General features: G+C 68.4%; 23 protein-coding genes and 1 tRNA gene. 10 read left to right on the forward strand and 14 right to left on the reverse strand.

The features are described from left to right. Positions 1-103: 103 nt before the first annotated feature. From EV640_RS10000 to chrA, 3 genes are all read right to left on the reverse strand, one after another. Positions 104-1,834, reverse strand: coding sequence for a gamma-glutamyltransferase (locus EV640_RS10000; protein WP_133726375.1), 1,731 nt, complete (start codon positions 1,832-1,834; stop codon positions 104-106). A gap of 12 nt (positions 1,835-1,846) precedes the next feature. Next, positions 1,847-3,007, reverse strand: coding sequence for a DUF418 domain-containing protein (locus EV640_RS10005; RefSeq protein WP_133726376.1), 1,161 nt, complete (start codon positions 3,005-3,007; stop codon positions 1,847-1,849). Between the two features lie 100 nt (positions 3,008-3,107). Next, on the reverse strand, positions 3,108-4,340 hold the full coding sequence (chrA, locus tag EV640_RS10010; RefSeq protein WP_036475448.1) for a chromate efflux transporter: 1,233 nt from the start codon (positions 4,338-4,340) through the stop codon (positions 3,108-3,110). 101 nt (positions 4,341-4,441) lie between these two features. Here chrA and EV640_RS10015 point away from each other — a divergent pair, with 101 nt between their 5' ends. From EV640_RS10015 to EV640_RS10025, 3 genes are read left to right on the forward strand one after another with little or no spacing between them, the layout of a single operon-like run. Next, a complete protein-coding gene (locus EV640_RS10015; RefSeq protein ID WP_133726377.1) occupies positions 4,442-5,605 on the forward strand; it encodes an SGNH/GDSL hydrolase family protein in 1,164 nt (387 codons plus the stop codon). Between the two features lie 8 nt (positions 5,606-5,613). Then, positions 5,614-7,473: an ATP-binding cassette domain-containing protein gene (locus EV640_RS10020; protein WP_133726378.1), complete on the forward strand. Its 1,860-nt coding sequence runs from the start codon at positions 5,614-5,616 to the stop codon at positions 7,471-7,473. Further along, on the forward strand, positions 7,470-9,152 hold the full coding sequence (locus EV640_RS10025) for an amino acid ABC transporter ATP-binding/permease protein (protein ID WP_036475450.1): 1,683 nt from the start codon (positions 7,470-7,472) through the stop codon (positions 9,150-9,152). The genes EV640_RS10020 and EV640_RS10025 overlap by 4 nt, the downstream gene beginning before the upstream one ends. Here the strand turns inward: EV640_RS10025 and EV640_RS10030 are convergent. The 4 genes from EV640_RS10030 to mptB (EV640_RS10045) form a co-directional block, all read right to left on the reverse strand. Continuing rightward, a complete protein-coding gene (locus EV640_RS10030) occupies positions 9,118-10,137 on the reverse strand; it encodes an AEC family transporter (protein WP_036475452.1) in 1,020 nt (339 codons plus the stop codon). The two genes, EV640_RS10025 and EV640_RS10030, sit on opposite strands and share 35 nt — an antisense overlap. A gap of 70 nt (positions 10,138-10,207) precedes the next feature. Continuing rightward, the gene (locus EV640_RS10035; protein ID WP_036475454.1) at positions 10,208-11,617 is read right to left on the reverse strand and encodes a glycosyltransferase family 87 protein; all 1,410 of its coding nucleotides are present in this window, start codon (positions 11,615-11,617) and stop codon (positions 10,208-10,210) included. Beyond that, entirely contained in the window at positions 11,614-13,257 is a 1,644-nt protein-coding gene (gene mptB, locus EV640_RS10040) for a polyprenol phosphomannose-dependent alpha 1,6 mannosyltransferase MptB (RefSeq protein WP_051501155.1), read from the reverse strand. The genes EV640_RS10035 and mptB (EV640_RS10040) overlap by 4 nt, the downstream gene beginning before the upstream one ends. Beyond that, positions 13,247-15,085, reverse strand: coding sequence for a polyprenol phosphomannose-dependent alpha 1,6 mannosyltransferase MptB (mptB, locus tag EV640_RS10045; RefSeq protein ID WP_166645908.1), 1,839 nt, complete (start codon positions 15,083-15,085; stop codon positions 13,247-13,249). Before mptB (EV640_RS10045) ends, mptB (EV640_RS10040) begins: the two co-directional genes overlap by 11 nt. Positions 15,086-15,155: 70 nt before the next feature. Here mptB (EV640_RS10045) and orn point away from each other — a divergent pair, with 70 nt between their 5' ends. Both orn and EV640_RS10055 read left to right on the forward strand, forming a co-directional pair. Beyond that, positions 15,156-15,770 (forward strand): oligoribonuclease, encoded by a 615-nt coding sequence (gene orn / locus EV640_RS10050; protein WP_051501156.1) that lies wholly within the window; start codon positions 15,156-15,158, stop codon positions 15,768-15,770. A 106-nt stretch (positions 15,771-15,876) separates the two neighbouring features. Then, a tRNA-His gene (locus tag EV640_RS10055) sits at positions 15,877-15,952 on the forward strand. A 130-nt stretch (positions 15,953-16,082) separates the two neighbouring features. Here EV640_RS10055 and EV640_RS10060 read toward each other — a convergent pair. After that, positions 16,083-16,301 (reverse strand): hypothetical protein, encoded by a 219-nt coding sequence (locus EV640_RS10060; protein ID WP_133726379.1) that lies wholly within the window; start codon positions 16,299-16,301, stop codon positions 16,083-16,085. A 221-nt stretch (positions 16,302-16,522) separates the two neighbouring features. Here EV640_RS10060 and EV640_RS10065 point away from each other — a divergent pair, with 221 nt between their 5' ends. Together EV640_RS10065 and EV640_RS10070 are read left to right on the forward strand one after the other, a co-directional pair. Further along, a complete protein-coding gene (locus tag EV640_RS10065) occupies positions 16,523-16,882 on the forward strand; it encodes a hypothetical protein (protein WP_036475458.1) in 360 nt (119 codons plus the stop codon). 279 nt (positions 16,883-17,161) lie between these two features. Continuing rightward, the gene (locus EV640_RS10070) at positions 17,162-18,988 is read left to right on the forward strand and encodes an AMP-dependent synthetase/ligase (protein WP_133726380.1); all 1,827 of its coding nucleotides are present in this window, start codon (positions 17,162-17,164) and stop codon (positions 18,986-18,988) included. 80 nt (positions 18,989-19,068) lie between these two features. On the opposite strand, the gene EV640_RS10075 is transcribed toward EV640_RS10070, so the two are convergent. The 4 genes from EV640_RS10075 to EV640_RS10090 all read right to left on the reverse strand — a co-directional run bounded on the left by EV640_RS10075 (position 19,069) and on the right by EV640_RS10090 (position 22,468). Continuing rightward, positions 19,069-19,599: a DUF1697 domain-containing protein gene (locus EV640_RS10075; RefSeq protein ID WP_036475461.1), complete on the reverse strand. Its 531-nt coding sequence runs from the start codon at positions 19,597-19,599 to the stop codon at positions 19,069-19,071. Between the two features lie 51 nt (positions 19,600-19,650). Further along, complete coding sequence (locus EV640_RS10080) at positions 19,651-20,658, reverse strand: universal stress protein (protein WP_133726381.1); 1,008 nt, start codon at positions 20,656-20,658, stop codon at positions 19,651-19,653. A 102-nt stretch (positions 20,659-20,760) separates the two neighbouring features. Further along, the gene (locus EV640_RS10085; RefSeq protein WP_133726382.1) at positions 20,761-21,762 is read right to left on the reverse strand and encodes an NAD(P)-dependent alcohol dehydrogenase; all 1,002 of its coding nucleotides are present in this window, start codon (positions 21,760-21,762) and stop codon (positions 20,761-20,763) included. A 67-nt stretch (positions 21,763-21,829) separates the two neighbouring features. Next, on the reverse strand, positions 21,830-22,468 hold the full coding sequence (locus EV640_RS10090) for a BON domain-containing protein (RefSeq protein WP_084479557.1): 639 nt from the start codon (positions 22,466-22,468) through the stop codon (positions 21,830-21,832). A gap of 138 nt (positions 22,469-22,606) precedes the next feature. Between EV640_RS10090 and EV640_RS10095 the strand changes: the two genes are divergently transcribed. Both EV640_RS10095 and EV640_RS10100 read left to right on the forward strand, forming a co-directional pair. Continuing rightward, positions 22,607-23,659 carry a universal stress protein gene (locus EV640_RS10095; RefSeq protein WP_161634815.1) on the forward strand — a complete coding sequence of 351 codons (1,053 nt, stop codon included), beginning with the start codon at positions 22,607-22,609 and terminating at the stop codon, positions 23,657-23,659. Between the two features lie 7 nt (positions 23,660-23,666). Then, on the forward strand, positions 23,667-24,125 hold the full coding sequence (locus EV640_RS10100) for a pyridoxamine 5'-phosphate oxidase family protein (RefSeq protein WP_036475467.1): 459 nt from the start codon (positions 23,667-23,669) through the stop codon (positions 24,123-24,125). A 15-nt stretch (positions 24,126-24,140) separates the two neighbouring features. Here EV640_RS10100 and EV640_RS10105 read toward each other — a convergent pair whose 3' ends face one another. Next, positions 24,141-24,410, reverse strand: coding sequence for a PLD nuclease N-terminal domain-containing protein (locus EV640_RS10105; RefSeq protein ID WP_235181024.1), 270 nt, complete (start codon positions 24,408-24,410; stop codon positions 24,141-24,143). 19 nt (positions 24,411-24,429) lie between these two features. Continuing rightward, the gene (locus EV640_RS10110) at positions 24,430-24,924 is read right to left on the reverse strand and encodes a BON domain-containing protein (protein WP_133726384.1); all 495 of its coding nucleotides are present in this window, start codon (positions 24,922-24,924) and stop codon (positions 24,430-24,432) included. Between the two features lie 292 nt (positions 24,925-25,216). Between EV640_RS10110 and EV640_RS10115 the strand changes: the two genes are divergently transcribed. After that, entirely contained in the window at positions 25,217-25,567 is a 351-nt protein-coding gene (locus EV640_RS10115) for a DUF2200 domain-containing protein (protein WP_036475468.1), read from the forward strand.

Raw genomic sequence — 25,567 nt, forward strand, 5'->3', positions numbered from 1 at the left:
TCCATGCTAATCGGCCCACGCGGCTCCCACCGGCCCGGCGGACCGGGGCGCGGCACGGGCCGGAGGCGGTCCGGTGGCCCGGTGGCCCGGTGCCGGACCTGGGTCAGTCGATCACGGCGTGGCTGCCCACGCGCCGGTCGTCGTCGGCGCCGGTGACCTCACCGGTCTCGTAGTCGACCTCCAGTGCCTGGACCGAGCCGAAGCCGCCCCATTCGTCGGGCCAGACCTGCAGCTCCCAGCCGAGCTCTTCGAGCTCTTCCCTGGTCTCTTCATCGGGCTCATCGTCGAGGACCAGAAGCTCGTCCTCTGCGATGAGACGGAAGCGCAGCCCGTCGATCGCCTCCTGCAGGTCCGCGTCCTGGAGTCCCCACTGGGTCAGCACGGTGCCCATGATGTTCAGGATCTGGTGTCCGCCGGGGGTCCCGATGCCCAGCACCGGACGCTGTTCGTCGTCCAGGACGATCGTGGGCATCGACCAGGTCACCGACTTCCGGCCCGGCTCCGGCTGGTTCGCCGGAGAGTCCACCGCCTCGAAGCGGCTGAGCTGGTTGTTCAGGAAGAACCCTCCGCTGACCTCCCCGGCACCCCAGAAGTTGGTCAGCGTGTTGGTCATCGAGACCATGATGCCGTCGTCGTCGATCACCGAGATGTGCGTGGTGTTGGCGTCCTGGGGGGCCTGGGCCTGGGCTGGGGCGTCGTCGTCCTGGGGCTGGGCGGCGGACTGCGTGGAGATGTCCATGGCCGCGTTGGCGTCCTTGTCGGTGATCTCCTCGACCGGGACCTCCACGAAGGCGGGGTCGCCGATCCCGGTGAACACGGTCTCCTCGGCGATCAGCCAGGCTTCAGAGAGGGTCTCGATGTATTCGGCGGAGCCCGGCTCCAGCTCTGCGATGCCCTGGCCCTCGGCGATCTGGAGCAGCTGCACCAGGGCCGGGCCGGGAAGCGCGGGCGCGGCGGCGAGCACCTCGTAGTCACCGAACTCCCCGGAGACCGGCTCGGAGGCGGTCACCTCGAAGTCGGCGAGGGTCTGCGCGTCGATGCCGTCCACCTGGGTCAGCTCCTCCGCGAGACTCCCGGTGTAGAAGGACTCCCAACCCTCGGCGGCAAGCGTCTCCAGGGTGCTGGCGAGCTCGGTCTGGACCAGCTGGTCCCCGCTGGCCAGCGGCTCGCCGTCGACCTCGAAGGGCTCCACCCCTTCGATGGCCTCCGGGCCGAGGTCCTCGGTCATCCGGGTCTCCAGGAAGTCGTAGACCTCGAAGCCCTCGGCGGCCAGCTGCTGGGCGGGCTGGATCAGCCGCTCCCAGTCCAGGCTCCCCTGCTCCTCATGCAGCCGGCCCATGCCCGCGGCGAAGCCCGGTGCGCCGATGCCGTTCTCCGGGATCTCGCCATCCACGCCGACCATCTCGCGATAGTCATAGGAGAGCGGGTCCCCGTCCTGACCGGCGATGAGCACCGAGCCGCCGCCGCCCAGGCCGGAGGCGAAGGGCTCCACCACCGACATCGCGAAGGCCGTGGCGATCGCCGCGTCCACGGAGTTGCCGCCCTCGGCGAGGACCTGCTCGCCGGCCTCCACGGCCAGCGGATGTCCGGCGCTGACGCCCTGCTGGGTGAGCACATCCTCCACCGGTTCCGGTGTGCTGGTGGGCTCTTCAGGCTCCTCACTGGGCGCCGGCGGCGGCGGTGGGGGCGGCTCCTCCTCGGCGGCGCAGGCGGCGAGCATGCCCCAGGCGGTCAGCAGGGCCGTGGTGCGCAGGAGCCTGTTTCCTCCGGTGCGCCGAGGCGCGTTCCGAGTGGTGGGTGCGTGGCTGCGCGGCGGCTGGTTCTTCGGCTGCATGTTTCGTCTCCCTCAGGAAGGCGTCGGCTTCTGTTCCATGGATGACCCGGGCTTCGCCCGGCGCGGGTAGGGACGGGCGAGCTGGCGGCGGCGGTGGCGTTCGGGCAGCCGGTAGGTGACCCGCAGGAATCCGGGGGTCTTGCGCAGCAGCGTCTCCAGCGGACCGTAGCGGAAGTTCGCCATCCACAGGACGGCGAAGAGGATCAGCCCCAGCATGATCGCGCAGCTGATCAGGAACCCTTCGATGGGATTCTGCGGACCGGGGTAGATCACCAGCGCGATGATCACCAGGTGAACCGTGTAGGCGGTCAGCGGCATCTGCCCGACGACGACCAGCAGCCGGATGCGCTGGCTGATGTGCGGGACGACGATCAGCAGGATGCCCAGCAGCATGACCGCAGTGCCGATGGAGCTGATCAGCCATAGCGGCATCTGGGAATGTCCCACCGCAGAGATCATTCGGTCGAAGCCGACCTCCGTGGTGTCTGGTTCGCCCAGGACCCGCACCAGCACCTCAGAGGCGCCGAATGCGCCGAAACCGGCGATGGCGCCCAGGTAGACCAGACGCCATTGGACCTTGGAGTTGCCCAGCGGCTGCCGACCCAGCCAGACCCCGAGGAAGAACGGGGCGATCCAGACCACCAGTGGATACGGGCCGGAGACCAGGATGGCGCCGATGATCTCGAACGGAGAGTCCCCGATCTGGGCCGGTTCGATCTGGAAATGGGTGGTCTGCCGCGCCAGGATCCACAGCACGGGTCCTAGCAGCGCCGAGGCGGTGGCGGAGAAGAAGAGCCAGCGGGTGGACATCTTGACCATGAACGCGGCAAGGAAGAACAGCGCCGCGTAGGTGGAGAGGATCACGTTGACCCCGTGCTCGAGGGTCTGCAGACCCAGCCCCAGCGCGAGCAGCAGCAGACCCCGCCAGAGCAGCGTGCTGCGTCGGGTGATGCCCTTGGTCAGCGAGCGGCGAGCCAGGAAGGTCACGCCGATCCCGGCGAGCACCACGAACAGGATCGAAGCACGTCCGTTGAGCGCCCGGACGATCCAGGAGGCCCAGCCGTCGGTGTTGTAGGGACCGACGTTGACGATGATCATGCCGAACACCGCGGCGGCCCGCGCCACGTCGAGGGCATAGAGGCGACTCAGCCCGCGAGCTTGGGAGCTCAGCATGCGGCAGGGTCCTCCTCGCCAGAGCGGTCAAGTACCTCAGAACTGTACCTCTCGGCCCTGCGCTTTGGCTCGCACTGTGTCCCCCGGCCAGTCGAGGGGCTCATAGCAGCGCCCAGCCGAGCAGCCCCGCAGCAAGCACCACCGCCCAGGCCGGGGCCCGCCAGCTGTTCAGCGCCACGAAGGCCAGCACCGCCAGCGCCAGGGCCTCGATCCCGACCTCGAGCACCCCGGCGGTGAACACCGGGGTGTAGAGCGCCGCGGCCAGGATGCCGACCACGCCGGCGTTGACCCCGGCCAGTGCCTTCTGTGCAGACACATTGCCGCGCAGCCGCTCCCAGAACGGCAGCGCCGCGATCACCAGCAGGGCAGCGGGCAGAAAGATCGCCAGCACCGCGATGACCGCGCCGAGCACGCCGGTGGGCTCGCCCATGCTGGAGGCACCGAGGAACCCGGCGAAGGTGAACAGCGGACCAGGCACCGCCTGGGCGGCCCCGTAACCGGCGAGGAAGACCTCAGGGTCCACCATGGCGGGGACGGTCTCTGCCTGCAGCAGCGGAAGCACCACATGCCCGCCGCCGAACACCAGCGCCCCGGCCCGGTAGAACGAGTCGATCATCGCGGTCCATCCGGCGCCGGTGGTGGCCGCGAGCACCGGCAGTCCAGCCAGCAGCGCGGCGAAGAGCGTCGCTGCGGTCCATGCGGAGCGCCGGGAGACTCGCACTGTGAAGGCGTCCGCGGGCCTGGGTCCGGCATCTGGGCCGCGCAGCCAGAGGAAGCCGGTGATCCCGGCGATCAGGATCGCAGCGACCTGGATGAAGGGGTGCGGCACGAGCAGCACCAGCACCATCGCGGCGGCGGCGATGGAGGCGCGCGGAGCGTCCGGGGTCAGCGTCTTGGCCATCGAGAGCACAGCGTGGGCCACCACTGCCACCGCGGCGGCCTTGAACCCATCGATCCACCCGGCCTCGGTGAGGTCCCCGGCATGCTGGACTCCCAGTGCGAAGACGACCAGCAGCGCCACTGAAGGCATCGTGAACGCGAACCAGGCCGCGATCATCCCGGGGTAGCCGGCGCGCTGCAGCCCGAGTGCCATGCCCACCTGGCTCGACGCCGGGCCGGGCAGGAACTGGCAGAGTCCCACCAGGTCCGCGTAGGCCTTCTCGCTCAGCCACTGCCGGTGAGTGACGAAGGCGTCACGGAAGTAGGCCAGGTGGGCCACCGGACCGCCGAATGAGGTGAGCCCCAGACGCAGGAAGACCAGGAAGACCTCTGCCACGGTGCCGGGGTGTCGGGAGGCGGCGGGGCCGGCGTCGTCCGCTGAATGCTCAGTCATCGGGACCCACACTCAAGCAGGAAGGTTAACAGCGGTTGAACAGACCCGGCCCGCCGGTTGGTACTGTTCAGCCCACGCGACTCCTGGGATTGGGGACACATATGAGAATCTCTGCCGAGGCCCTGGCCCCGCTGCTCCTCGGTGCGCTGGAGCACGAGTTCACCGACCGGGGTCTGCTGCCCTGGCGGTTGCCCGCCACCGCGCGGCGCCAGAGCACCGATCCCGGTGTGGAGCGCGTGGCCGCAGAGCCCAGCGGAGTCCACCTGGACTTCCGCACCGAGGCCTCGAGACTGGCGCTGATCACCCACCCGACCCGCGAGCTCACCGGGGATGAGATTCCGCACGGTGCGGTCTACGACGTGCTGGTGGACGGGGAGCTCTACGCCCAGCTGTCCTCGCCGGTGCAGGGCGTGGGCACCACCCGCCGCAGCGACCCGATCACCGGTGAGGTCTCCAGCACCAGGGGCGGCGACGCCCGGATCGAACTGCCCCGGCTGCCTCCGGGCGCCCACGATGTGCAGATCTGGCTGCCCCATGACGAGCGGACCGAGCTGGTCGGACTGGAATCCGACGCCACGGTGATCCCTGCTGGAGCCGAGGGGACGACCCGCTGGCTGCATCACGGCAGCTCGATCAGCCACGGCTTCGCCGTCAGCCACCCGACCGGCACCTGGCCCGTGGTGGCCGCCCGGGCCGCCGGGGTGCAGCTGACCAACCTCGGGCTCGCCGGACAGGCGATGCTTGACCCGTTCACCGCCAGGACCATCCGCTCCGCCCAGGCCGATGTGATCAGCCTGAAGCTGGGGATCAACATCACCAACGGGGACACGATGCGCCTGCGCACCTTCATCCCGGCGGTGCATGGCTTCCTCGACACGATCCGCGAGGGTCCACACGCCGAGACCCCGCTGCTGCTGGTCTCCCCGCTGCACTGCGCGATCCAGGAGACCCGGCCCGGACCGTTACAGATGGAGCTGCTGGAGTCAGGCCCGCGCTTCTCCTCGATGGGAGATTCCCGCGAGGTGGCCTCCGGCAAGCTCACCCTGCAGGTGATCCGCCGTACGCTGCGCGAGATCGTCCAGGCACGCCGCACGGAGGATCCGCAGCTGCACTTCCTCGACGGTCTGGAGCTCTTCGGGGAACCCGACGAGGCGGAGCTGCCGATGCCGGACCAGCTGCACCCGGACACTGCGGCCCAGCAACGGATCGGGACCCGCTTCGCAAATGTTGCGCTCGCTCCCGGAGGGCCGCTGAACCTGGAATGATCTGAGGCGTGCTTCTGCAAGACATGCCTCCCCGCGCCTGGATCGCGACCGCCCTGCAATGGGCGCGCACGCTCGCGCTGACCACCCTGTTCCTCGCCCTCGGGCGGGTGCTCGACGCTGCCCTGAACGCCACGGACACCACCGGCGGGCTGATCCTCGGCGCGGTCGCCGGCGCCGTGGCGGTGATCTGCTCCGGCATCGCCGCGTCCGTGCCGCCTCGGCTGCGCGCGGTAGAAGAACTGCGCTGGCGCGGCAGCGGAATCCGGGCCGCCCTGAACCGCGATCCGGCGGGTACGGCGACGGGTGCTGCGAGGGGCGCGTCGAGGGTCGCGTCACGGCCCCCCGCGCCCAGCCACGCCGGCGCAGCCCACGGGCGCGCCGGTGGTGGGCGTCCAGCGGGGCGCGCCGGCGGTGGGCGTCCCGGCATGGGTGAGGCTGATCTGCTCACCGGCGGGGTCGAGCGCATCGCCGAGTACCGTGCGGAGTTTCTGGGTCCGGCCCTGGCGGCCTTCACGGCCCCGGCGCTGGTGCTGCTGATGCTGGGCAGCTTCGTGGACCCGATCATCGCGGTCGTGCTGCTCGTCCTGGTGCTGCTGGTTCCGCTGCTGGTCCGGTTCTTCCTGAAACGCTTCCGCGGCCCCACCGCCGCCTACCGGCGGCTCGCCGGGGCGGCGACCGCGAAGTTCCAGGAGGTCCTGCGCTCGCTCGGCGGCCTGGTGCTGCTCGGCGCCGAAGATGCCGGCCGGCGCAGCGTCGCCGAGGCGGCCGCCGCGCTCCGGGTCCAGGCGGTGGCCCTGCTCAGGCGCAGCCAGCTGATGATTCTGGTCAACGACGCCCTGTTCTCCCTGGTGATGATCACCTCCGCCGTCGGCCTTGCGCTGTGGCGCTTCCAGGATGGTGCGATCACCGCTGGCGATTTCCTCGCCGTGGTGCTGCTGACCACGCTGCTCTATGAACCCATCGACAAGCTCGGTCGCTCCTTCTACGTGGCGATGGCCGGGCGGACCCAGCAGGGGCTGTTCACCCAGACCCTGAGCACCCCGGGGGAGGCGACGTCCAGGACCCCCGCCGAGACCGCAGCCGAGTCCCCTGCCCAGTCTCCTGCCCAGCCGCTCGCCCAGTTCCCGGCCCGGACCTCAGCCCAGACCACGGAGCTGCTGCGCCTGGAGGATCTCGGGGTGGATCGCGGCGGCGAGCGCGTGCTGCGTGGGGTCACGCTGAGCGTGACGCGCGGCGCCGCGATCGCCGTCGTCGGGCCTTCCGGTGCGGGCAAGTCCACGCTGGCCCAGGTGCTGCAGGGACTGATCCCGCACGCCACCGGAGAGCTGCTGCTGGAAGGGCGACCTGCCGACTCGACTGCGCTTCAGCAGGCCGCCGTGACCGTCGCGCAGAAGCCGTTCATCTTCTCCGGCACTGTGGCCGAGAACCTTCGCCTGGCCCGGCCCGAGGCCACCGATGACCAGCTCTGGGAGGTCCTGACCCAGGCGCGCCTGGACGCGGAGATCGCAGCGAAGCCGCGCGGGCTGGCCACCCAGGTCGGCGAGGACGGCGGAGCCCTCTCCGGGGGACAGATCCGCCGCCTGGCGATCGCCCGTGCGCTGCTCTCCGGGGCAAAGCTGCTGATCCTGGATGAGCCCACCGCCGACCTGGACCGGCGGGCAGAACGGCTGGTCGATGAGACCCTGCGCGGCCTCGCCGGAGACCACACGCTGATCCTCATCGCCCACCGGCTGGCCACCACCCGCTGGGCCGATCAGGTCCTGGTGCTCGAGGCTGGAGAGCCCGCGGCGCTGGGCAACCCGGAGGAGCTGCTCGCCCAGTCCGGCTATTACGCGCAGGCCACGGCCGGAGAAGGGGAAGACCGATGATCTTGCATCTGCTGACACTGGCCCGGGGCTCCGCCGGGCTGCTCGCGCTCTCAGCCTTCGCCCGCACACTGACCCTGCTCTGCGGCGCCGCCCTGCTGGCCTACCCGGCATGGCTGGTGGGACGCCTCGCCGACGGTCAACAGGTCCCGCCGCTGGGCAGCGTCATCGCGGTGATGATCACCCTGGCCGCGGCCAAGGGCCTGACCCGCTACGCCGAGCAGCTCTCCGGACACACCGCCGCCTTCGCACTGCTGGAGCAGCTGCGGGTCCGGCTCTACGAGAAGCTGATCCCGCTCGCCCCGGCGGTGACCGCCTCCCGCGGCAGCGGCCGGCTGCTCTCTGCGGCCACCCGCGACGTGGACCGGGTAGAGGTCTTCTTCGCGCACACCCTGGCCCCGGTGGTGACCGCCGTGGTCATCCCCGCCACCGCGGTGGCGCTCACCTGGACCCTCACCGGGCCCGCGCTGGCACTGGGGCTGCTGCTGATCTTCCTGGCCGCGGCGGCCACGCTGATCGGCCTCGGGCGCCGTGGTGCCCGTGCAAGCAGCACCGCCGCGGTCCGGGCCCGCGGTGCGCTGGCCCAGGAGATCAGCGATGATCTGCGCGGCCGGCAGGAGATCACGATCTTCGGCGCCCAGGAACAGCGCGCACTAAGGGTGGACCGGATCGGCGCCCAGATCGGTGAGAACTCAGGCGGCGCCTCGGTGCTGCAGGGGCTGCGCGCCGCCGCCGGGCAGGGCTGGCAGGTGCTCGCGCTCTTCGTGCTGCTGCTGTTGGGACTGCCGCAGGCCCAGGCAGGCGTGATCGGCTACACCGAGCTGCTGCTGGTGCTCGCCCTGGTGCCGGGCACCGCACCGGCCTTGGCCGCGATCGAGGCGCTGGGGCTCTCGCTGCCCGCTGCGCTGGCCTCCGCGGCGAACCTGCGCGAGCTCGAGGAGAGCTCCCCGGAGGTCGCCGAGCCGAAGCACCCGGTCCCGGTGCACACCGAGCACGAGGCCGCCGCCTCGGTGTCCTTCCACGGCGTCAGCTTCGGCTACCCCGGCACCGAGCGGGAGGTGCTGCAGGAGGTGGACCTGCGGATCAAGCCCGGAGCGGTGGCCGCCGTCGTCGGGGTCAGCGGATCCGGCAAATCCACGCTCGCCTCGCTGCTGACCCGGGTCTGGGACCCCCAGGCCGGCGAAGTGCGACTCGGCGGCACCGACGTGCGTGAGCTCTCGCTGGCCGCGCTGCGCGCACATATCACCGTGGTGGAGCAGCGCCCGGTGCTGATCAGCGGCAGCATCCGCGAAAACCTGCTGCTGGGCAGCCCGGCGGCCACCGAGGAGCAGGTGCTGGCCGCGTGCCGTTCGGCCTGCTTCGACGGTGACATCGCCGCGATGCCCGAAGGTCTGGACACCCAGATGGGAGCTGAGGGCGCGCGGCTCTCCGGAGGCCAGTCCCAGCGTCTGGCGCTGGCCCGCGGGTATCTGCGCCGCAGCCCGGTGCTGATCCTCGATGAGATCACCTCGGCGCAGGATCCGCTCACCCAGGCCGAGATCCTGCGACGCATGCCCGAGGCCACCAGCGCCACGGTGATCATGATCGCCCACCGCAGCGCGGTGCTGCGCCATGTCAGCAGCGTCTACGAGGTCGACGCCGGGAGGATCAGAGCAGCAGCTCCGCCAGCAGCGGGAGCGTGAGCAGGCAGGCCAGCGTGCTGGTCACCAGGATCGAGGCGGCCAGGCGGCCGTCACCCTCGTACTGCTGCGCGAAGATGTAGACCGTGGTGGAGGAGGGCATGGCGGCGATGATGATCAGCGTGCCGGCCCAGACCGGTCCGAGCTGGTCGTAGAAGGGCAGCACCGCCAGCCAGGTCAGCAGCGGCAGGACCAGGATCTTGCCCAGAGTGCCCAGTGTGATCAGCCGCTTGGGCACTCCCCCGCTGCGGATCCCCTCGATCGCCGGGTGCAGCGCCAGCCCGACGCAGAACAGCGCCAGCGGCACCGCCGTCTGCCCCAGCAGGCTCACCGATTCGTTGATCGGCGCCGGCAGTCCCAGCGGGCTGAACACCACCAGCAGCGCCAGCCCCATCGCGATGAACACCGGGTTCAGCAGCAGCGCACGCTTGAAGATCGGCCCGATCTGGGTGCGCAGCAGCTGCCCGACGCCGGCGGCCCGGCCGGTCTTCCTCGGGTCTGCGGCATTCGTGCCCGCCGCCGAGGACTGCTCGGCGCGGGAAGCCACTATGGTGCGCACCAGCGGGTAGCCGTTGAGGTAGATCAGGTTGTGCACCATGTGCACGATCCCGGCGGCCAGTCCGGCCTCCGGGCCGATCACGCTGATCGAGACCGGGATCCCGAAGTACCCGACGTTGCCGAAGCTGCCGGCCAGTGAGGTCGCCGCCGCGCCCTCCCGGCCGCGGGCGCCGAAGAGGAAGCTGCCGTAGTACAGCGCGATGGAGACCAGTGGGGTCACCACGGCGACGATCGCCACCGCCAGCACGGGGAAGCCGGCGGTGGGCGGAGCCGTGACCATCGCGGTGTAGATGAAGGTGGGCAGCGCGAAGTAGAACAGGAAGCCGTTGAGGTGGTCCTGGGCGCTGCGGAAGCGCGGGACGAACCCGGCGGCGAATCCGACGCCGAGCACCAGGAACATCGGCCCGATCACGGTGAGCATCTCAAGCATCAGAGCCTCCGGAGCCGCGGAAGCAGTCCGTCACCGGAATCCGGGCGAGCCTGTGGCGTCGGAGGGCGGTTCACCAGCGCAGTCTCCACGAGGTGGGCCGGCCGAGTCCGGGCAGCGCGAAGGTCTCGGGCTGCCCACGGGTGACCCCGGCCAACGGGTCGCTCTCCCCCAGCTCTTTCCGCCGCGGTTCGGCGGCGAGCCACTCGGAGCTGTGCGCCTCGTCGTCGGCCGCTGCTGCGCTCACCGTGACCCGGTCACGGTCCCGGCTGCGCACGATGTCCTTCTCGGGATCCAGGATCTCGCGGACCACCTGGACCATCAGATAGATCAGGGTGGCCATATGGGCCAGGATCCCGAGGTGGTAGGCCCAGTCGATCAGCTCGGTGCCGCCGGCGAACTCCCCGCCGGAGGTGATCTTCGCGCTCATCATCCACACCGAGACCCAGTGGTAGACCTCCGCGGCCTGCCAGAGAAGGTAGCCGCGGACCTTCGGGCGGGCCAGCACCAGCAGCGGGATCAGCCAGATCACGAACTGCGGGGAGTAGACCTTCCCCAGCAGCAGGAAGCTGGCGACGATCAGGAAGCACAGCTGCGCCATCCGCGGTCGGGTCGGCGCGGCCAGGCCCAGGTAGGCGACGCCGAGGCAGCACAGCAGGAAGAGCCCGTTGGAGAGCAGCGAGAACCCAGCTCCGTCCAGCGGCAGCCAGCTGAAGAACAGCCAGACCGAGGAGAAGCTGACATCGCGCTCGGAGGAGAAGCGGTAGAAGGTCGACCACTGCTCGAACTGCAGAAGCATGAAGGGCAGGTTCACCGCGAGCCAGGTGAGCACCGCGGCGAGCGTGGTCGCGGCGAAGGAGCGCAGCCGTCCGCTGCGCAGGCACAGCACCAGGATCGCGCCCAGGAAGAAGAGCGGGTAGAGCTTCATCGCCGTCCCCAGGCCGATCAGCACCCCGGCCCAGACCGGATGTGAGCGGCCCCAGAGCAGCAGCGCCAGCGCGCCCAGGAAGACCGCCCACATGTCCCAGTTGATCGACAGCGAGAGGATGATTCCCGGGGCCAGGGCGACCATCAGCGCGTCCTTGCGGCGGTGCCCGGCGGTGGAGTAGGCGGTGGCCAGGACCACGCCGAGCCAGCACAGCACCACCGCGAAGTGGTTGAGGTCGTAGAACGCCAGGATCCGTTCCTCGGTGATGCCCTGCCCGGGGACCAGCAGGGCGAGCACCCCGGCCACCATGACCAGCAGCACCGGGTACTCCATGACCTGGTCCGCCGGGACGTCGTCGACGAAGGGGAAGAGCCCTTCGGCGAGTCCGCGCTGGCTGAACAGCAGCGAGAAGTCGGAATAGCACATGTGGATGTGCTGATCGGGGTCGGTCCAGCCGTTGATCCGGCACCACTGCACGGCGACCACCGACAGCGCGGCGCCCAGGGTGGTCGCGGTCAGCAGCAGCCAGAGCAGCCGGGAGCCGGGGAGCTTCACGTGGTGTCCTTCTCGTAGATGTCCTCGGCCGCCCAGGAGGTGCGCGGCGCGCTCAATCCTCTCAGCCGCTGCCACCCGTGCTGCGCATTCCAGCGCTGGGAGCGGCGGCGCATGTCGAAGAAGTCGGTGGTGTTGGGGTCCAGGAACACCACGTAGATCAGATACAGCGTGACCACTGCGATCGCGATGGTGTGGATCACGGCGGCATCGATCCACTGCGCCACCGAGAGCTGGCTGACCATGGAGAGCAGCACCATCACGGTGATGACCGTGGTGACCAGCACCAGCACGCGCCCACGGTAGATGTGCACCACGGCATAGAAGGGCAGCAGCCAGAGCAGGTACCAGGGTTGGATGATCGAGGAGGTCAGCACCACCAGGGTCAGACCGTAGCCGGCCCAGAGCACCGGGTTGCCGACGTTGCGGCGCAGCAGCATCCAGGCGATCATCGCGCCGGCCGCGGCGCGCGCCAGGTTGTAGAAGATCTCGGTGACGACGGCGGCCTCCACACCTGTCAGCGCTGCCAGCCCGGCGCCCAGGCCGATGCCGAGCAGTCCGACCGGGGCGGCCTGCAGCACCGCGCCACCGGCCCCGAGGGCCGCGGCCACCCAGCCCAGCCCGATGCCCAGCGCCGCGCCGGAGGCCACCAGCAGCACGGCCGCGGCGGTTCCGCCGATGGCCCATTCGCGGAAGCGATGGCGCAGCGCCGCGGTGCTGCGCAGCGGCAGCAGCAGGATGAAGGGCAGCACCACCATGGCGATGGGCTTGACCGCGATCCCCGCGACCAACAAGACGATGCACAGCAGGCGTCTTCGACGCAGCCCGGCCAGGGTGCCGGCGAGCATCAGTCCGATCATCAGCGCGTCGTTGTGCGCCGCGGGCAGAAACACCAGCAGCGTCATCGGGTTCAGCAGGCACAGCCACAGCGCCCAGGAGGGCTCGGAGCCGAAGGCTCGAGCCAGCCGCGGGATGCAGTAGAGCATCAGCGCCATCCCGACCAGAGCCAGTCCGCGGAAGAGCAGGATGGCGATCTCCGGGACGCCGCCAGAGACGAACCAGACCAGCTGTGCGAGCACCAGGAACAGCGGTCCGTAGGGCGACGGGGATTCGGCCCAGAGCCCGTCGGCTCCCTCCATGAACCACCCGGGGAGCTCGGAGACCCCGTGCTCATAGGGGTTCAGCCCGGCGTGCAGCACCCGGCCCTGGGCGAGGTAGGAGAAGACGTCGCGGGAGAAGATCGGCAGGGTGAACATCAGCGGGGTGGCCCACATGATCAAGGTTCGGCGCATCACCGGGGTCGCCCGGGGTGACCAGGACCCTACCCGCTGGGAGAGTCGCAGCCAGGAGCGCACGAGCAGCAGCGCGCCGAAGACCAGCAGCACCGTGCAGGCGACCACCCCCGCGGTCGTCGTGCGCAGCGGCAGCAGCAGCGGGTTCAGCGCGAGCAGCGACTGCGGGGTCATCGCCAGCCAGCCGACGCCCCAGGAGCCCAGCATGATCATGATCGAGGCGAGCAGCCCCTGACGTGCGGTGTGCGAGGCGGCGGCTTCTTCGCCGCCGATCAGCCAGGCGGTCGGCGGCCACTGGCCCAGGAAGGACCGGGCGCGCAGCGCGTTGCGGGAGACCAGGTTAGCGCGCACCGGGGGTGGGCTCCTCTCCCCCGGGCCGCGCGCCCTGAGCGGTGACCGGTTCGGGGGTGACTGGTGCTGCACTGACCGATTCTGCGCTGACCGATCCTGCGCTGACCGGTGCGGCGTCGTCGGCGTCGTCGTCCTCGGCATCCCCGGCATCCTCGGCGGCGCGGCGGCCGCGCAGCCTGGGCCATTCCCAGCGGACCGCGGGCAGGCCCCAGCCGTCCCAGACCACCCAGCGGGTCTGCCGGTCCAGCAGCCCCAGCCAGATGATGCAGATCCAGGACACGGTGATGGACAGGGCCAGCATCTCCTGGTCCAGCTGCAGGAACTGGTAGATCGAGAGCTGGTCCGAGGCGCCGAAGGCCAGGAAGAAGGCGATGGTGAACACCACCCACTTGAACTGCCAGTCTTTGCGGATCCCGGTGATGGCGAACAGCGGCAGCAGCCACAGCAGGTACCAGGGCTGGACGATCGGGGAGAGCACCACCAGCGCGGTGAACGCCCAGACCATCCGCTGGACGATGAACTTCTCATCGCCCCGGAACATCAGCCACAGCACCACGGCCACCGAGAGGATCCGGCCGGCCACCTTGAAGACCTCCAGCGTCCAGCCGCTGTCGAGTCCGAAGGAGCGCAGCAGCGTGCCCAGCCAGCCGTCGGCGATCCCGATCGGGGACCAGAAGACGCTGCCGGTGCCGGTGCCTGCCAGCACGGCGAGCCAGCCGAACCCGTAGCCCTGCACCAGACCGATGCCGATCATCACGGTGCCGGCGATCCCGGCGGTCAGGAACCAGTAGGTGAACTTCCGCGACCAGGAGGCTCCCGGTCCGGCCCAGAGCAGCCCGATGAAGGGAAGCAGCACGATGGTGATCGGTTTGATCCCGATCGAGACCACCACCAGCAGCGTGGCGAGCACTCCCCGGCTGTGGGCCGCGGCATAGACCCCGGCGAGAGCGAAGCCGACCATGATCGCGTCGTTGTGGGCGCTGGAGATGAAGCTGATGATCAGCAGCGGGTTCGCCAGGGTGATCCACTGTGCGCGGGCCGGGTCGACCCCGTGGATCCGGGCCAGCTTGGGCACGAAGATCATCATCATGACCACCCCGCCCACGCAGGCGAGCCGGAACAGAAAGAGCGCCAGGTCGGGGCTGTCTCCGGCGATGCGCATCACGGCGGCCTCGAGCCAGAGGAACAGCGGGCCATACGGGGTCTCGGATTCGGCCCAGAGGATGTCGGTGCCCAGTTGGAACCAGTTGTCCAAGCTGGAGACCCCGGTGGTGTAGGGGTCCTGCCCGGCCAGGACCAGGCGGCCCTGGTTGAGGTAGGCGAAGACGTCACGGGAGAAGATCGGGATCGCGACCAGCTGCGGGAGCGACCAGAGCACGACGGCGGCGTTGACCGTGCGCAGCGAGCGGGTGGGCCACGGCTGGTTCGGGTCGGGGTTCTCCAGCACCCGGCCCAGGCGCAGCCAGGCGCGCAGCATGACCCAGCAGCCCAGGGTCAGCGCGATCGTGGCGAGGACCACGCCCACCGTCTCGGTGCGGAACGTGATGATCCACGGCTGGCGGGACAACGGCGAGACGCTCACCAGCCATCCGACGCCGAAGGAGCCCAGTAGCACCAGCATCGACCCGAGCAGGCCTTCGACCATCGGGGACCAGACGCTCTTGGGCCGGGTGGAGGAGCGCAGGATGTGCAGCCAGATGTCCCGCTTGCGCTGCGTGGGCCGAGGAGGTTCACCCTCGGCGGGGTGGGCGGGGTTGCCGAGCCCGACGGCGCCCTCGGCACCGCGCGGTGCAGGGCTGTTCTCGGCGGCTCCAGCCTCAGCGCTCATCGCCCTTGAATTTATCACCACTGGTGCCGCTCAGCCCGGCGCCGGGCGGGCGGTCGGTAGAGTGAGAACCGTGACTTCCCAAGAGACTGAGACCAACGCCTCATCCGCCACGACCGTCCCGGTCACCCCCGGGGGCTCCTGGGCGGGCCGGATGGTGTGGATCGACTGTGAGATGACCGGGCTGAACCCCGATCACGATGTCCTGGTGGAGATCGCGGCACTTGTCACCGACGCCGAGCTGAACGTCCTCGGCGAAGGGGTGCAGGTCGTCATCGCCCCGGACCCGGCCGAACGGCTCAAGACCATGGAGCCGATCGTGCAGAAGATGCACACGGAATCAGGGCTGCTCGAGGATCTCAAGCACGGGGTCTCGGTGCAGTTCGCCGAGCAGAAGGTCCTGGACTACGTGAAGGCCTGGATCCCCGAGGCCGGGGTCGCACCGCTGGCCGGCAACTCGATCCACGCGGACAAGGCCTTCCTGCGGGTGGCCATGCCGGAGCTGATGAAGCACCTGCACTACCGGCTGATCGATGTCTCCACCATCAAGGAGCTGTCCTCGCGCTGGTACCCGGAGGCGAAGAAGGCCGCGCCGGCGAAGACCGGCAACCACCGGGCGCTGGGCGATATCCAGGACTCCATCGAGGAGCTTCGGCACTATCGCCGGACGGTGTTCAAGCAGAACTGAGCCGATTTCCGGATCCGGGGAGAATCTGTGTACACTGACATGCGTTGCTTTCGGCCGCTCATGGTTGATCAGCAGCGGGTACGGGAGCCGGTCTCGGCTCCACATGGTGGGCGTAGCTCAGCTGGTAGAGCATCGCGTTGTGGTCGCGAGGGTCGCGGGTTCAAGCCCCGTCGCTCACCCCATGGAACGGTCCTGGTCATTCGACCAGGGCCGTTTTTCGTTGTGTGGACAGATGGGCATGGCGAAGAATCACGCTCTGATCGTCAGGCAGCTGCGCGGTGGCGGCTGAGCAACCCTGGACGGCTCCTGACCTCAGGCTGCGTGTCCCCTGCGCCGCCGTTCCTCGCCCATGCTCTCCAGGGCCTCAAGTGCGGCCTTGCCCGCGCGCGCGGCGGTGATCATGTCCTCGAACGCGGCGTGCGAGCCGGTCCGATCCCTCGCCTGCTCGGCGGTGAGCGCTTCCAACCAGTGCTTATTCACGTCCATCAGGGCGAAGTGGGCCTGGTCCTCTAGCTCAGCTCGGGTGCTCATGTCGTGGCGTCCCCTCGGTCGACGGGTGAGATGGTCTAGGGGATACGCCATTCACCCTGGTTTCGTTCAATCTCTCCTCAAATTTCTTTACAGCCATCTTCTTCGCAGCCATCGAACTCGCGCCGGACCTGCATGGTCAGGGGCTCTGGAGCCTGGGGATCGGACTCTGGGCCGCTCCCCCGCCGTCATGGGTCTCCGTCGCGGTGAGTAGGGTTGGGTCCATGGACATTCTCTCCGCGAACTGGCTCGCTGCCGGCGCGATCGTGATATTGGCGGTGGCGGCCATCGTGGTGGCCATTGCGCGTGGGCACACCGGCAAGGACGCACGGATCACCGCCTCGCATCAGCCTGGCATCATCACTCTGACCAGCAGTCTCGACGCCACGGTCGTCGCCATCCTCAATGACGGGGACAGTCTGGCCGAGTCTCTCCAGCGGGACCCGCTCGACCTTCCCATTGCTCTGGCGGCCGAGGAGCCCTTCAGCATCCGCTACCAGAGTGACCTCGCTCGCGCGCCGCGCAGCCTGCTGCTGCGCCTGCAGGACGGCGCGATCAAACATGTAGATCTCCCGTCGGTGTAGACCCTCCGCCGGAGAAGACTGTCGCATGCCTATGCCATGTCCCATCGCTATGTCCGTCCATAGGGATGGGACATGGCATAAGCATGCGACAAACCGGGTGCGCCCCGGCCGGGACCAGCGCAGGCGGGTCAGCATGGACGGGCACTTCACACGAGGTCGCCGGATTTCGCCCCTGAACGCCTGGCCCCCCGGGCACGATATTCTTGCCCAGGCAGTGGTCACCACCGGATCACCAGCAGCACTCACCGAAGAGCGCGTCACCAGACCGGGAGGAACTCCGTGCAGGAAACCGCGATATCGGCGCTGATCGATGTGCCGTCCGATATGAACACCACCGATCTCTTGGAACAGCAGCGGACCGAGGATCCCGAGAACGTCCTTTTCACCCGCCGTGACGCGTCCGGCGAATGGGTCGAGGTGTCCGCCGCCGCCTTCCACGCCGACGTGGAAGCTCTCGCCAAGGGTCTCATCCAGCGCGGCGTCGCGCCGGGTGATCGTATCGGGATCATGTCGGCCACCCGGTATGAGTGGAGCCTGTTGGACTTTGCGCTCTGGTACGCCGGCGCCGTCTCGGTACCGGTCTATGAGACCTCCTCGGCCGCGCAGATCGCCTGGATCGCGGAGGACTCTGAGCTCAGCCTGGTCTTCGCCGAGACGACTTCGCATCGCGAGACCATCCTCCTGGGCCTGCGGGATTCCGGACTGCAGAAGACCCCCGAGGTGCTGTTGATCGAGTCCAGCGTCCTGGACCAGCTCCGTGAGGCCGGTGGGTCCGTGCCGGACCAGGATCTGGAGACCCGCCGGGCCAGCGCCGACGGTGCAGACCTCGCCACCATCATCTACACCTCCGGGGCCACCGGTCGGCCCAAAGGCTGCGAGCTGACGCACGGCAACTTCGTGGACCACAGCCTGCAGACCTTGGCCGCCATGGACGGCGTCGTCGGCAAACACTCCTCCACCGTGCTGTTCCTGCCCATGGCCCACGTCTTCGCCCGATTCATCTCGGTGATCTTCATCGCCGCCGGTGGTCGAGTGGCGCACACTCCCGATATCAAGCAGCTCATCGAGGATCTCGGGGTGATCCGCCCGACGTTCCTGCTCGGGGTCCCTCGAGTCTTCGAGAAGATCTATAACGCCGCGGCGCTCAAGGCCGAAGGCGATGGGAAGAAACGGATCTTCACCATTGCCGCTGATGTGGCCGTGGACTGGTCACGGGCCTCCGCCGAGGGCCGTGTCCCGCTGGGACTTCGGCTCAAGCATGCGGTGTTCAGCAAGCTGGTCTACTCGAAGCTGCGCCATCGGATGGGCGGCAACGTCACCCACGCCTTCTCCGGGGGCTCGCCGCTGGGTGAGCGGCTGGGGCACTTCTTCAACGGCGTGGGCATCCAGATCATCGAGGGCTACGGGCTCACCGAGACTACGGCGCCGGTCACCGGCAACATCCCCTCGGTCTACCGGATCGGCACCGTTGGGATCCCACTGCCCGGCAACGCTGTGCGCGTCGAAGCCGACGGCGAGCTGCTGGTCAAGGGCAGCAGCGTCTTCCGCGGCTACCACAACCGGCCCGAGCTCAACGCGGAATCCTTCACAGCCGACGGGTGGTTCAACACCGGCGACCTGGGCCGGCTCGATGATGCGGGACGGCTGATCATCACCGGCCGCAAGAAGGAGATCCTGGTGACCGCCGGGGGCAAGAACGTCGCTCCCGCTCAGCTCGAGGACTCCATCCGGGCAGACCTGTTGGTCTCCCAGGCGGTGGTCGTCGGTGACGGCAGACCCTTCATCTCCGCGATGATCACCCTGGACGGTGATGTCATACCGGCCTGGCTGCGCAGCAGAGGCCTCGACCCGGACACCTCGATGAGCGAGCTCACGGAGCACCCTCAGGTCCTGGAGCATCTGCAGCAGGTCATCGACTCGACCAATGCGAGTGTCTCGAAGGCTGAATCCATCCGCAGCTTCACCGTGCTCGAGGACGACTTCACCATCGACTCCGGGCACCTGACACCCTCCCTGAAGATCCGCCGGGCCGAGGTCATGCGTGACTTCCAGCGTGTGGTCGAGAACCTCTACGAGAAGGCGGCACAACGCGCCAAGCGTCACTGAGCCGCCCGCTCCGCGGCGGATCGGCCGGCCTCACCGGAATTGATGATCGTGCCATACACGTCGCGGCCGAGCAGCCCAGGTCAGTTCCCGGCGAGCTCGATGAGCTTGCGCACGGTGTTGAGGTTCCGCGCAGTGCCGGTCACTCCCAGGGAGCGGGTGATCGCTGCCTCCTTCATCTGGGCGGATCCGGCACCGTTGGCGTAGCGCAGGTGCATCTCGCGACCGATCACCTGCCAACGGTCCTGGCCGGTCTCCAAGCGTGCCGCGGCGGCCACCGCCTCGGCCTCGGGTGCGGAGTGGAGGAAGCTGATGTGGGAGAAACGAGGGTCGATCTCCTCGAACGGGTGGCCGGCCAGCGCGGCGGAGACCTCTTCCCCGGACCGGCTGATCACTTCTCGGAAGAACCCGAACCGGGCCTGGACGGCGTCCTGCAGCGTCCGGTCGAAGTCCATGTGCGGGCCAGGCGGGGTGCAGAGAAGATTGCCGGAGGCGAGATAGCTCGTGACCTCGGTGGCTCCGAGGGACTCGGCCAGGCTCCGCCATTGCGCCATCGGCAGCCTGGCCGTCCCGCCGACATTCACGGCGCGGAGAAGAATGATCCTCCGGCTCACGGGGAAGCGCTCACTGCCGGGACCTCATGGCGCGGCAACCGTTGCCGCGGCCTATCGGGAAGATTCGGGCTGGTCGCTCAAGCGTGGTTCCTGCAGCTCCGGGACCACCATCACCGGCCCCATCGCGCGCAGCAGCACCCCACGAGACACCGAACCCAGGAGTGCTCCGGTGAAACCGCCACGCCCGCGGGTGCCCACCACGGTGAGCTGGGCCTCTCGGGTCTGTTTCACCAGCTGCGCGACGGGGTCCCCCGGTTTCACCGAAGCCGTCACCTCCAAAGCGGGATAGTGCGCCTTGACCCACTGGACCTCCGTCTCGAGGTCCTTCTCCAGCTGAGTCTGGCGCCGGTCGGTGACCCCGGCATCACTGGGCTCGAGTTCCGGATACCACTCGAGCCAACCCTCCAACGAGGGCAGAGCAAGCAGCATCTGCAGGGCCACCCCACGGTTCTGCGCGGCGAACGCCGCTTGGAGCACCGCAACCCTGCTCGCCGGGGATCGATCGATCCCCACCACCACAGGCCGCCGGTCCTCTCCCTGGGCGAACCGCGCAGCTCCCCCGGCCTCGCTGACCTTGTACTGCCGCGGGACCACCACCGTCGGGCAGTCGGCGTGGGCCGGCAGCGCCGAGGACACCGACCCCAGCACCCGGCCCAGAAAGCCGCCCCTGCCCCGAGCCCCCACCACGGCGAGCTCGGCGAGGGCGGAGAGGTCCACCAGCACCCCGGCGGCATCGCCACGCTCGATCCGGTAGATCACCTTGCCCGGATAATCCTGCAGATATCGCCGGGCTTCATCGAGCACCTTCTTGGCAGCGGCGCTGGCGAGCTCGGCCTCCGACTTATTCGGCACCGCGGCCAGGGTCGTGTACACCGGGGTCGGGACGCTGTAGGCACTCACCACGGTCAACACCCGCCCGCTGCGCTGCGCCGCCAGAGCACCATAGTGAAGCGCCAGGATGGATTGTCGGGAACCGTCGAAACCGACCAGCACACCCAGATCGCGGGTGGCCCGGTCAAAGGCCACAGGCCTCGGCGCCGAGTGAATGTCATTGTCCATGATGTGCCTCTCCCGGGGGGCCTGACCTCGGCCGACGCGAGCGACGCCCCCATGGTTTGGAATTCGCCCGCTTAGTCGTTGATCCTATTCCTCGACCTGTGATCAGGGAACCACCACGGCGCGGCCGCGCAGCTCGCCGTCGTGAAGTCGGCGGTATGCCTCAGGACCCTCATCCAGGCTGAAGGATTCGGTGTCCACGCTGAGCCGGCCCGTGCGTGCCAGTTCAAGGACCTCCATGAGCTCCGGGCGAGAGCCCCAGTAGGGAGCCCGGATCCGGGAGCCGAAGGGCTGTCCCAGCAGCCCCACCGTGGTCTCAACCGCTCCTGCCCCGACCAGCACCAGGTCAGTACGGGGTCCGCTGAGTGAGCGGACGATCTTCAGCACCGGCTCGGTGGTGACGAAGTCAAAGACTGCCGTGACCGGACCTGGACCGAGGGCTTCGGCGACCTGTGCAGCGGCCTGGTCGTCCGAGAGGAAGGCGTGATGGGCTCCGACCTCCCGGGCGAAGTCGAGCTTGCTCTGGCTGATGTCCAGCGCGATCACCGTGGCGGAGGTCAGAGTGCGCAGCAGCTGGATCGCAAGGTGGCCCAGACCGCCCACGCCGATCACGACGGCGACGCTGCCGGGCACCAGCAGCTCCAGAGAGCCCATGATGGCGTGGTAGGGAGTGAGCCCAGCGTCGGTCAGGGCGACCGTGGCTACCGGATCCAGACCTCCCAGCGGGATCAGCAGCCGCGGGTCTGTGACGATCATATATTCGGCCATCACCCCGTCTTTGCCCAGTCCGGGGGGCGTGATGCCCAGGGCGGCGGCATGGGAGCAGTAGTTCTCGATGCCCGCAGCGCAGCTGTGGCACCGTCCGCAGCCCTGCGGACCATAGACCGCAACGGGCTCTCCGAGCTCGACGCCGGTAGCGCCCTCCCCCAGCGCGTCGACCACCCCGACGCCTTCGTGGCCCAGCGTCATCGGCAGCGGGTAGCCGAAGCCGGCGTACTGCTCCGCGCTGAGTCCCATCACGAAGCTGTCCGAATGGCACGCTCCGGCCGCGGTGATGCGCAGCCGGACCTCGCCGGGCCCGGGTTCCGGGGTGGGGACCTCGCGCACCTCGGGGGCTGGCCGACGGCGACGTACTGCAGTGCCTTCATGGTGGTCCTCTCAGGGCTTCGAGACGTCATCGGTGACTTCGGAACGACCCGGAGTGGTGTCGACGCACTGCCAGGCGGTTCTCGATCCGAGTCACATCGTGGGATGCCCCGGTTGCGAGTCCGGCCTGCTTCTTCTCGAAGAGAGATCTGACATACCCGCTGAGCACCGCGGTGGTGCCGGTGATGGTGACCACAATGTGGCTCGCGTCGATCTTCTTGTTCAGAGCCAACGCCTTCATGACCCGCTGCGCCGGGCTGTCACTCGGGGGGCGCGCCCGAAGAGTGATCTGCTGTTCCACCCGATCCACCCCCGCAATGTCTCTCACGACACGGACGGCGAGCTCTCGCTGAAAGTTCCACTCCACCTGGCCGGAGAGGATCGCGGTGTGGTTCTGCACGCGAACTCTGACCGTGCTGGGTACTGTCTTGGACCCCGCGAGAATCCCTGCAGCGCGGCTTGAGATCGACGCATCGGGACGCAGGGCGGGGGAGGCCGGTCGAATGCTCCCATCCTCCCTGGGCGCCGCAGCTGCCGCGGATTCCAGAGGGTGGCCGTTGAGGTTCTTTCGCATGTATGTCATAGAAGGAATCCTTCGGGTTGCCGATCGGGTCCCCCCGACGTTGCCCCCACTATGAGACTTCATCGGCGGCACGGGCAGGGCCATTGGTCCCGCAGGCTTCCCAGAGCAGGGACCGAAGCGCGGAGGCTGCCGGTTTGCGTAGAACTTCTTCCTGGTAAAACAGCTTTCCTGCCAGGGTCCAAAGACCCTAGACCTTTCTCCGATGAGACGTATGGTTGGGCCATGAATCCATCACAGGAGAATCACTCTGGCCGCGAGCCTGGCGTCCTCGTGGGCATGGACGGCTCACCGGCAAGTCAGCGCGCCTTCCGAGCTGGCCTGAGGATCGCCCGACAGCGAGATCTTCCGCTGCGACTGGTAGGAACGTTCCCCCGCCCGGTGGTCACCGACGCCTACTACGTCCCCATGATGGATGAGTATTTCGAGACGGTGGTGCGGGAAGTCCAGAAGATGCTGGGCGAGTATGCCGCCCAGGCGGAACAGGTCGGGGTGCCGGTCACCACTCGTGCGGTGCAGGGCGACCCTGGATCGGAGCTGGTGGCGGAGAGCAGATCGGCGCAGGTCGTGGTCGTGGGCAAGCGTGGGCGAAACCGCTTCGCCGGTCGTGTCCTCGGCAGCGTCTCGGCGAAGCTTGCGGCTCATGCAAGCTGCCCGACGCTCGTGGTGCCCGAGCGCTGGGAGACCGAGTCTGCAACGGAGCTGCTCGCCCCGGCGCAGGACCTCCCCTCCCACCATGGGGCACCGGCCGAGCCGTTGACACAGGTCGAGGAGTCGAGTCCGCGGTCCCATGAACGCCGCCACTTCGCCAACGTGGAACAGGATCTGAACTTCGATTCCGAGATCGTCGTGGGCATCGATGTCCAGGCCGACCCTGATCTGGTCGTGGACCTGGCGGCTCAGGCCGCCGCACTGTTGCAGAACCCGCTGACCCTGGTATCGGCTGCCCCGCTGAATGCACAGGGGCATTGGTGGCCCAACACCATCGAGCACAACCTCGATATACCCAATCTGCGCCGCCCCTACATCGAGCATCTGCAGAAATCCGCGGAGCGGGTGTCTGGGGCGTTCCCGACAGTGTCGGTGCGCTGGCAGTTCTTCGACGGCTCACCGGCCGGTGTGCTCTCAGAAGCTTCCAGGACGGCTGCGCTGGTGGTGCTCGGCACCCGAGGTCACGGCGGGTTCTCCGGACTGCTTCTAGGGTCCGTGAGCCAGGCGGTCCTGAATCGTGCGGTGTGTCCGGTTCTGGTGGTGCCGACCCACAAGCACCACGAGTGACGCCCTGATGATTCTCGAACACGCAGACGGTGCACCGACCCTCGTGTTGGAACCCGAGCAGAGCTGGGGACTTCTCGAACCGGGCCGGTTCGGGCGACTGGTCGTCGTCCTGGGCCAGCGGGCCGATGTCTTCCCGATCAACTACGCCGCGGCCCCCGACCGGACCTTGATCTTCCGCACCGCCCCGGGCACCAAACTTGCCAAGCTTGCGATCAATGCCGAGGTCCTGTTCGAAGCCGACCAGGTCTCGACCGACACCGCGTGGACCGTGACCGTTCGTGGCCAGGCGCACTGGCTGCAGACCTCTTCCGAGATCGAGGCCGCCGAGGAGCTGCAGCTTCGACCCTGGGTGCCCACGCTGAAGGACAACTATGTGCGCGTGACTCCTACCGAGATCAGTGGACGTCACTTCCAGCTCAGTCCGCATCCCGCGCGGGAACTCGGTGAAGCCCCCGCCACCGGCTGATGGCCGGCGCAGGGCTCAGCTGGTCTGCCGCCCCTTGAGGAAGTAGGCGATCGGGCCGACGTAGTTGACCGCGATGACGCCCGCCCAGACGCCCTTGCTCCCCTTGACCTGATCCGCGGGCCGTCGGGCCAGATCGATCCAGGCCGCCGCGGCCAGCGTGATCTGGATCGAGGCAAGCACCATCGTGCCGAGCCTGCGCTCCGGGCTCATGTCTTTCCAGCTCTTCTTGGAACTCTTTGTCGCGCCCTCCACGGGGTGCTTCTTCATCACGGTCTTCTTCTTCATGCTCGGCTCCTCTTGAAGGTCACAGTGGGCGAATGTCGAGACGGTTCTCGATGGCGGTCACGCCCGGGGCGATCCAGGCGGCAAGCCCTGCCTGCCGCTTCTCCGCAAGCGACCTGACATACCCGGTCAGCACTGCTGTCTGACCGGTGATCGTGACCACGACGTGGTCGGGCTGGATCTGCGGGTCCCGGAATCTGGCGTTGTTGAGGCGTTCTTGGGCATTCTCCAGAGGTGTCCGCGCAACGGTGGTGATCTGGTTCTCCACAGATCCGACGCCGGGCAGGCTACGAACGATCTGTTCTGCGGCCTCGCGCTGGTAGGTCCAGTCCACCTGACCGGTCAGGGTGACATTCCGGTCAACCACCTGGGCTGCGATTCCTTCGGGCACGGAGGGTGATCTGGTCAGGGCCGCTTCAACGCCTCGGCAGATCACGGACTCGGTGAGATGTCTCAACGCACAGAGGTCCACCGTGACGTCGGCGGTATGGGTGGTGGTCCTTGTCGCGGTCTCCATCGGCGCACCCTTTCATTCGATGATCGCAGTCCTCGAGCCCTCCCCCACTCTCGTAGGGACCTGAGCCGCCGCCTAGGGCCATTGGTCCCGTCGCGGTTGGCAGCGAAATCGTGTTGAGCTGGGACAGAGGCGGAGGATGACACCTGGTCAGGCGCCGGGCCGAGGAGGAAACGGCCCACCGGGGCGAGGGCCTGGCGGCTTCGGGGCCTGGCGCCGTTGAACCCTCGGGTGAGGCCATGGGACCGTGGTGGACCAGAAGCCCGCAGAGTTCCGTGCCCACCCAGGAGTCCCGATGACCACCCACCGGATCTATACGATGAGCTTCGCCAGCGTCTATCCGCACTATGTGACCAAGGCGGAGCGCAAGGGACGAAGCCAGGCCGAGGTCGACGAGATCATCTCCTGGCTCACCGGATACTCCGCGAAACAGCTGCAGACGGTCCTCGAAGAGGAGGTCGACTTCGAGACGTTCTTCGCCCAGGCGCCGGCGATGAACCCCTCCCGCTCGCTGATCACCGGGGTGATCTGCGGGGTCAGGGTGGAAGAGATCGAGGAGCCGTTGATGCGCGAGATCCGCTACCTGGACAAGCTCATCGACGAGATGGCTCGGGGCAAGGCGATGGAGAAGGTGCTGCGCAGCTGA

Source organism: Nesterenkonia aurantiaca (assembly GCF_004364585.1).
In the GTDB taxonomy this organism is placed as follows: Bacteria; Actinomycetota; Actinomycetes; order Actinomycetales; family Micrococcaceae; genus Nesterenkonia; species Nesterenkonia aurantiaca.

What these genes read in the sequence shown, in the direction of transcription:
- EV640_RS10095 (WP_161634815.1), top strand. Translation starts at nt 22,607, where the DNA reads ATGAATCCATCACAGGAGAATCACTCTGGCCGCGAGCCTGGCGTCCTC.
- EV640_RS10030 (WP_036475452.1), bottom strand. Translation starts at nt 10,137, where the DNA reads ATGCTTGAGATGCTCACCGTGATCGGGCCGATGTTCCTGGTGCTCGGC.
- EV640_RS10025 (WP_036475450.1), top strand. Translation starts at nt 7,470, where the DNA reads ATGATCTTGCATCTGCTGACACTGGCCCGGGGCTCCGCCGGGCTGCTC.
- EV640_RS10080 (WP_133726381.1), bottom strand. Translation starts at nt 20,658, where the DNA reads ATGGACAATGACATTCACTCGGCGCCGAGGCCTGTGGCCTTTGACCGG.
- EV640_RS10090 (WP_084479557.1), bottom strand. Translation starts at nt 22,468, where the DNA reads ATGGCCCTGCCCGTGCCGCCGATGAAGTCTCATAGTGGGGGCAACGTC.
- EV640_RS10115 (WP_036475468.1), top strand. Translation starts at nt 25,217, where the DNA reads ATGACCACCCACCGGATCTATACGATGAGCTTCGCCAGCGTCTATCCG.
- chrA (WP_036475448.1), bottom strand. Translation starts at nt 4,340, where the DNA reads ATGACTGAGCATTCAGCGGACGACGCCGGCCCCGCCGCCTCCCGACAC.
- EV640_RS10100 (WP_036475467.1), top strand. Translation starts at nt 23,667, where the DNA reads ATGATTCTCGAACACGCAGACGGTGCACCGACCCTCGTGTTGGAACCC.
- EV640_RS10110 (WP_133726384.1), bottom strand. Translation starts at nt 24,924, where the DNA reads ATGGAGACCGCGACAAGGACCACCACCCATACCGCCGACGTCACGGTG.
- EV640_RS10005 (WP_133726376.1), bottom strand. Translation starts at nt 3,007, where the DNA reads ATGCTGAGCTCCCAAGCTCGCGGGCTGAGTCGCCTCTATGCCCTCGAC.
- EV640_RS10105 (WP_235181024.1), bottom strand. Translation starts at nt 24,410, where the DNA reads ATGAAGAAGAAGACCGTGATGAAGAAGCACCCCGTGGAGGGCGCGACA.
- EV640_RS10000 (WP_133726375.1), bottom strand. Translation starts at nt 1,834, where the DNA reads ATGCAGCCGAAGAACCAGCCGCCGCGCAGCCACGCACCCACCACTCGG.
- EV640_RS10060 (WP_133726379.1), bottom strand. Translation starts at nt 16,301, where the DNA reads ATGAGCACCCGAGCTGAGCTAGAGGACCAGGCCCACTTCGCCCTGATG.
- EV640_RS10015 (WP_133726377.1), top strand. Translation starts at nt 4,442, where the DNA reads ATGAGAATCTCTGCCGAGGCCCTGGCCCCGCTGCTCCTCGGTGCGCTG.
- EV640_RS10065 (WP_036475458.1), top strand. Translation starts at nt 16,523, where the DNA reads ATGGACATTCTCTCCGCGAACTGGCTCGCTGCCGGCGCGATCGTGATA.
- mptB (WP_166645908.1), bottom strand. Translation starts at nt 15,085, where the DNA reads ATGAGCGCTGAGGCTGGAGCCGCCGAGAACAGCCCTGCACCGCGCGGT.